The sequence below is a fragment of the Moorena sp. SIO3H5 genome, from assembly GCF_010692395.1.
In the GTDB taxonomy this organism is placed as follows: domain Bacteria; phylum Cyanobacteriota; class Cyanobacteriia; order Cyanobacteriales; family Coleofasciculaceae; genus Moorena.
In genome coordinates this window covers 1-6592 of record NZ_JAAHHS010000411.1, presented here as the reverse complement: position 1 = coordinate 6592, position 6592 = coordinate 1, and the positions used below count along the sequence as shown (strand labels likewise).

General features: G+C 40.2%; 7 protein-coding genes. 5 read left to right on the top strand and 2 right to left on the bottom strand.

Annotated features, from left to right (window positions below):
- Window positions 1-286: 286 nt before the first annotated feature.
- Together F6K52_RS29780 and F6K52_RS29775 are read left to right on the top strand one after the other, a co-directional pair.
- The gene (locus tag F6K52_RS29780; RefSeq protein WP_070393923.1) at window positions 287-487 is read left to right on the top strand and encodes a hypothetical protein; all 201 of its coding nucleotides are present in this window, start codon (window positions 287-289) and stop codon (window positions 485-487) included.
- A gap of 179 nt (window positions 488-666) precedes the next feature.
- A complete protein-coding gene (locus F6K52_RS29775; protein ID WP_293087302.1) occupies window positions 667-831 on the top strand; it encodes a hypothetical protein in 165 nt (54 codons plus the stop codon).
- Window positions 832-841: 10 nt separating this feature from the next.
- On the opposite strand, the gene F6K52_RS29770 is transcribed toward F6K52_RS29775, so the two are convergent.
- On the bottom strand, window positions 842-3643 hold the full coding sequence (locus F6K52_RS29770) for a COR domain-containing protein (RefSeq protein ID WP_293087299.1): 2802 nt from the start codon (window positions 3641-3643) through the stop codon (window positions 842-844).
- A gap of 341 nt (window positions 3644-3984) precedes the next feature.
- On the opposite strand from F6K52_RS29770, the gene F6K52_RS29765 reads away from it, so the two are divergent.
- Both F6K52_RS29765 and F6K52_RS29760 read left to right on the top strand, forming a co-directional pair.
- Window positions 3985-4173, top strand: coding sequence for a hypothetical protein (locus F6K52_RS29765; RefSeq protein ID WP_293087295.1), 189 nt, complete (start codon window positions 3985-3987; stop codon window positions 4171-4173).
- A gap of 75 nt (window positions 4174-4248) precedes the next feature.
- Window positions 4249-5070, top strand: a complete 822-nt coding sequence (locus F6K52_RS29760; RefSeq protein ID WP_364420367.1) for a tetratricopeptide repeat protein — start codon at window positions 4249-4251, stop codon at window positions 5068-5070.
- Window positions 5071-5214: 144 nt separating this feature from the next.
- On the opposite strand, the gene F6K52_RS29755 is transcribed toward F6K52_RS29760, so the two are convergent.
- Window positions 5215-5616 (bottom strand): response regulator, encoded by a 402-nt coding sequence (locus F6K52_RS29755; RefSeq protein WP_293087288.1) that lies wholly within the window; start codon window positions 5614-5616, stop codon window positions 5215-5217.
- Between the two features lie 792 nt (window positions 5617-6408).
- Between F6K52_RS29755 and F6K52_RS29750 the strand changes: the two genes are divergently transcribed.
- Window positions 6409-6592: DNA gyrase subunit A (locus F6K52_RS29750; protein ID WP_293087285.1), on the top strand; the 184-nt coding region annotated here is incomplete at its 3' end.

Here is a 6592-nt window from a genome sequence, read left to right as displayed (position 1 = left end):
TCACGCTACTTGAGGTGCCGTCAGCAGACTTAACTCAGCATTATTCGAAGGCTTACCTCTTTTATTAAAAAGCTGTTCGCGCAGCGTGCGCGTAGCGCTTAAGCTGATAGCTGATAGCTGATAGCTGTTCGCGCAGCGTGCGCGTAGCGCATATACTTACATTATAAGTTTCAAATTAATTGCAACTTCTCCATAAAACCCCAAAAATTATTTTTTTAAAACCCTTGACAAAATTATTAATAATCATTATTATTATAAATATAACGACGAATTCAATGTTTCAAACATGTCAACAGAATTTAACCCAAACCTCAAAAAATACCCTGTTGAGCACACTCTGAAAGGTTCTCGTAAAGCAGTAATTTATAGCATGCACACCCTCTATGTTTTTGGTTATGCAGAGATTTGCGAGTGGAGTCCTATGGAGCCGACGGAGGTGCCAGGGGAAGTGAAGACGACAATGATGAAGTATTGGCTGTTGCCATAACACCTTAAAATTCTGGGGGGTTTTTCCCCCCCTGGCAAAGCCTCCTGGTCTTGTAAAATAAGATCACATCAGGTTTGGTTTGGGATCTGATTGACATGACAATTTCAATCCACTTACTGTGGCATTGAAAAAGCCGTAGACATAATATCTACGGCTTTTTTTTTTACTTTTTAGACTTATTGCCTATTGCCTATTGCCTATTGCCTATTGCCTATTGCCTATTGCCTATTGCCTATTGCCTATTGCCTATTGCCTATTGCCTCTTCTGTATTAGCTGCTCCCTGCTCCCTGCTCCCTGCTCCCTGCTCTCTAAAACCCAGATATTTGTACCTCACAAGTCGTAGAATTGCTATATTAAAATATCTTACTAATCAAACCTGGTAATTCCTTACATATAGTAACCAGATTAGCAGTAGGAGACAAAGCAGCAGCAGTTCCCATCAGTATTTTCATAGCCTTCTTTACGACTTTCTTCACACCACTATCTTCAGAATTAGTTAAAGCAGAAGCGATCGCTTCAATTTGTTCTAGGGCTTCTGCTTTGTCGTCATCATCCAACTCTTCTGCTAAGACGGCGCTTTGGAGTTGGCTGAGTAATTCCTTTAGTTGTTTTTTATCAGGCTCACCATCAAAGCTAGGTAACTGGTTGATAGTATTGGTAAACGTACCAGTATTATCACCGAAAATAATCGAACCACCACCACTATTTTTAACAGCGTTCTCAGATAGATGAAACTTGCGACTTTGATCGTTACTATTAGCCATTAGTTTAGAATTATCTCCAGAAACTTGTTGTTGTGTTAGATTCAAGACTACTTTTTGAGTATAGCTTTTAAACTGACTTGATTCATTAATATATTCTTTTTCTTTGTTCACATCTCTTATCTGATCAATTAAACTCCAAACATTAACCATCTGATAGCTTTTTTGACATTGAATGGTGTATTGATTGTTTTCTATAAAATCTAGCAATGTTTCATAGGGATAAGAGTGTGGCGACTGACTGTCTTTACACGTAGGGCAATTACAAGGTATTAACTTACTGTACTTCAAGCGCTTATAAGAAGCATGTATTCTATCTAGTTCGTAAGCAACTATGCTTAATAATCCCCGCTTATCTCTACCAGTAACTCTAATCTTAATCTCCCGTTTATCGTAATATTCAATCACTTCGGCTTTGGTGTTGTCCTTAGTTAAGATGACCCCAGTTTTCCAAACGTATTTTTGTTGGTCAATATACTGGTGCATCACCACAATCAAGCGAGTGATAATACCCTTAGGCATAAAATCAGGATAAGTGTAGCGTAAAATCAGATTGTGGGATGGATTCCAGTCATAGTTTGGTTGGTTATCGCTGAGGAGTTGAGGGGCGATAAAGGTATCTTTGCTGTCAGGAATTTCATAGCAAAGTTGGAATTTCTTCATTAGTTCTAGTAATTCTCCTCTGGTAGAGGCATACTTTTCTTCTTTCCAAATACGTTTTAAATCGTTGCGGGTAAACTTTCCGTTGTTATTAATAATGTCATGATTATCCAGCACGTTGTAAACAGCATCGGTACCCCATTCGGGTTTAAGAATGACTGTTTTATATAACAACGAATCTTCTTGATCCTGGAAATGAAGACATATGCCTAAATCATGGAGATATCTAATTAATTGTAATTTATCTTCCCGTCGAGTAAATCCATTGGTTTCACAGATATCTAGATATTCATCAAGAGAGATATAATTACGACAATCGTTTTCTAAAGCTTGACGAACCTTTACCCAAGTTTTCGGTAATACTTGTCCGACGTGAGGTAAATTTTTAATGTGATATTGAATAGCATCGATAATCTCTGCTAACCCTCGGTTAGTTTTGAGATTAGTAGCCATAGTGTTTTTGAGATTGGTAAACTGCCCTCGCAAAGCGTTTTCGTTAATTTCCCTTCGGCGGTCTTGTTTCTCGTTTTTAATAATCAACAGGGGGCTATTATCACTTAATTTGTCTACAATATTTAACCAATAATAAAAATCCGTATCTTGTTTACGACTATCCGCCACTAAAGTATAGAGAGAACGTTTACTTAAAAAAAACTGATGGGTAGCATGATAAATTGCTTGCCCGCCAAAATCCCAAATATTGACTTTAAATTCTTGTTCCTTATCTAGAAGAGGAAAACTCCATTTAATAACATCAATGCCTTCTGTAGATGCTTGATTGTCTTGGAGTTGGTATTGGGGGTTTTGAATTTTTTTAGCTAAACTAGTTTTGCCTGCTCCAGCCTCGCCGACAATCAACAACTTAGCTTCATAGATATAATCTTTTCCTTCTTTCCTTAATTGTCGAAAATATTGTTTAATAGCATCTACTCCTTTACTGACTACTTCTGGCGGTGGAACAACCAGGGGATTTTCCGATAACTCTAGCTGGGTTAAATTGGAGAGATTTCCAAAAGATTCGGGAAGGGTGGTTAGTTGATTATTCCATAAATGTAGCCTGGTTAAATTGGATAAATCCCCAAGAGATTCCGGCAGAGTTGTTAGTTGATTACCCGATAAATGTAGCCTGATTAAATTGGATAGATTCCCAAGAGATTCCGGCAGAGTTGTTAGTTGATTATTCCATAACTCTAACCTGGTTAAATTGGATAGATTCCCAAGAGAGTTTGGCAGAGTTATTAGTTGATTATTCCATAATTCTAGTCTGTTTAAATTGGATAGATTCCCAAGAGATTCCGGGAGGTTTGTTAGTTGATTTGTCTCTAAATTTAGCTCGATTAAATTGGATAAATTTCCAATAGATTCTGGTAGTTTTTTTAGTTGATTGAAGGATAAATATAGATGAGTTAAATTGGATAAATTCCCAATAGACTCTGGAATATTGGTTAGTTGATTGAAGGATAAATATAGATGAGTTAAATTGGATAGATTCCCAATAGACTCTGGAATTTTATCTATTTTGTTATACTTTAATTTTAATACTTTAATTTGTTTTAGTTCAAAAACTTCCTCTGGTATCTTGGTCAATGGTTGGGATCGATCTGAAACTAAATTAACGAAAAGTTTTAATATTGTATTATCTGAGTAATTACTTAAATCGAGTATTTCAAGTTTTTTTTTCCTGGCTTCTTGGATTTTTTCTCGGAAGTGTGTTGGAATACTATCTTCGGTCATATAGCAATTGTTATTTGGGTTAGTTAGAAAGCTTATGGTTTGAAGGCAATAGGCTTTTAAGGTAATCAGCCTGAAAAAATACTGTACCTCATAAGTGCGATAAACGCTGTATTATCCCTGACCCAACAAATCTATTTTAATCTTTCCTGTAGAAAAGTGATGTGGCATCACTGGTTAACTGAAATAATAAGTATTTATACTCAACAACTTTTGGGAAAGAATTTCCTTATTTGATTCAGCAATGCAAAAATTGGGCATTGCATAAATGCAGGATGATTTTAATAGTTTTATGGAATGGGCATTTTGATAGAAAAAGCATCATGGTGAAATAAGCATCTTGTGTGGAATGGGCATCTTGCCCGTTTCCAACACCCCCGACTCCCGACTCCCGATTCCCGATTCCCGACCCCCCCACACTTACCTTGGTCGGATCCTCTAGGATGACAGATGAAGCAGGAAAGTCCTATCGTGAGGGTAAAGCTAGAGCTATATTCCTTCCGGATTACTCTCGACAGTTGCGTAACCTGTAGATTCACATTAAGCTAATTGTTCTTTGAGGCTGTACCGTGCCTAAATCTATTCCATTACTATCTATTCTTGTTGTCATGGGTTTGATGAGTTGGTCAGCACCAGTTGCTGGACAGGCACTGATTCCCTATACCCTAAAATTAGATTCAGATGAACTCGAACAGCAGGGCTTAACTCTGGCTCAGGAGGCCATTCAGTTAGTCCGCTTTCAACAATACGACCTGGCGCTGCCTAAAGCCAAGTTAGCCACTCAACTTGCCCCCAACACCTATCAAACCTGGTTTATCTTGGGAACCTTGTACGTACAGTCCCAGGAGTTGGATCAAGGCATAGAAGCCTTGCAAAAGTCTTACTCTCTGGCACCAGATGAAGCTGGGGTGCTGTTCACCTTGGGGTCAGCGTATTTCCAAAAAAGCGACTATAGAAAAGCGATCGCTCAGTTGAAAGCGGGATTAAAACTCAAGCCCGATGTGCCAGAAGCCCTGTTTGACTTGGGTAACTCTTACTATATGCTAAATCAGTATAGTGAAGCAATCGATGCTTACAACAAAGCTGTTGACCAAGACAAAAGCTTTTGGCCAGCCATCAACAACATTGGCTTGGTCAACTATGAACAAGGGGATGTGGACAGTGCCATTAAAAAATGGGAAGCAGCCATAGGGATTGATAAAGAGGCGGCAGAACCCCAACTTGCGATCGCTGTGGCTCTGTATGCCCAAGGGGATATCGAAAAGGCACTATTAATGGGAGAAGCGGCAATCCGCCTAGATAGCCGCTATGCTAACTTAGAGTTTCTTAAAGAAAACCTGTGGGGTAAGCGCCTGCTTTCTGAAACCAAAAAGTTTCTGGAAAATCCCAGAATCCAAGCCACGATTATCCAGAGTGAAGGTCTACCCTAAGCATATCAACTCCACCTGTCATGGATGAGTCCTAAAAACAGTGCTTGATCGCTATCAATTGCCAATAGGGGAGGGATCGCAGCCAAAGATGAGAAATCATCTCAAGGGCGGTGGTTTAAGATTGGCAATTTTCAACCAAGGGATTTAATTGTCCTGGGGGAGTAGAGCGATGATCTGATCAACAAACTTTTGATGGTCAACAACAGGTTTGGAGATGTAGTCATCAGCACCACTTTGCTTAAGGAAATTTTCTCGATCTCCTTCCATCGCATGAGCAGTTACCAGAATAATGGGCAGTTTAGAGGTATCAGCATCAGCCTTAAGCATTTGGGTAATCTTAATGCCGTCTACTGATTTACCCTGATAAACACTATGAGCTAGGGAAACATCCATCAAAATAATGTCTGCCTCCCCAGCTTGGGCTATCTGCATTACTTCTTCTACATCTTCAGTATGCTTTACATTCAAACCGCCCCGCTTACTGAGAATCTTGGAAAAAACACGAGCATTAATCGGATCATCTTCGACAATCAGAACGGTTTTCATGGGTCTTGGATCAAGAGAGTCATTTTTGGCAAAAGTGTCATTTGATCATAAGTTTGACAGGGAATCTGTCATTTTGCTATTTCAAATGCAAGATGTCATATTCTCAAGTCTACTTTCCCCACATCCTTAGCTTACTAGTAATGTTCATCGGACTAATACAGGTGATAGGCTGCTTAATACCAGGGAAGCTGACGCTCCTGGAAAAAGCCTTCCCTAACTGCATCCAACCTTACATCATAGTGTCTTGGGGACAGTGGGCACGGCTTTTACGTGCGCTCTTACTTGGCGAATTAAATTCGCCACGGGTCGCACCTCTGGAAGCGAAGCTTCTGGCTGGGTTAACCTTGAGCCTGTTTCTTTGAGTCATGCTAATACTTTAGCTTGGCTTAACCAAAACTATCTTAAGGCGGGAAATCGGCTTTGGAACCAGAAGCTCACATTTTAGGGTGAAAGCATTGATCCGTGAGCATTAAGCTCACGCTACGCGAACAGCGGTCAGCCGCCAGCGGTCAGCGGTCAGCCACCAGCCGTCAGCGGAAGGCCTTTGGCCACGCGTGCGCGTTCAGCCGTCAGCTTATTTTATTCAATAGCTGATAGCTGATAGCTGATAGCTGTTCGCGTAGCGTGTGCGTAGCACATAAGCTGATAGCTGATAGCTGATAGCTGAAGAACAAATTCTCTTCTCCTCATCTTTGCCATCTTTTCGAGTACCGTAGCCTTAACGAGCGTGCAATTTCCCTATACCCTAAACCCCGATTACCCTGTGGTCAATTCTGCCTTGGAGGATTTTTGATGACAAAACAGCTGAACCTACTGGAAAACAGTAATGTCATTCCCACAGCTCTGCATTTAGAGATGCAACGGTCATATCTTGAATATGCCATGAGTGTGATTGTGGGGCGTGCTTTACCTGATGTCCGTGATGGGCTTAAGCCCGTACATCGACGTATCCTATATGCGATGCACGAATTAGGGA

Coding starts and splice junctions, on each gene's coding strand:
- F6K52_RS29760 (WP_364420367.1), top strand. CDS start 4,249: ATGGGTTTGATGAGTTGGTCAGCACCAGTTGCTGGACAGGCACTGATT.
- F6K52_RS29755 (WP_293087288.1), bottom strand. CDS start 5,616: ATGAAAACCGTTCTGATTGTCGAAGATGATCCGATTAATGCTCGTGTT.
- F6K52_RS29780 (WP_070393923.1), top strand. CDS start 287: ATGTCAACAGAATTTAACCCAAACCTCAAAAAATACCCTGTTGAGCAC.
- F6K52_RS29770 (WP_293087299.1), bottom strand. CDS start 3,643: ATGACCGAAGATAGTATTCCAACACACTTCCGAGAAAAAATCCAAGAA.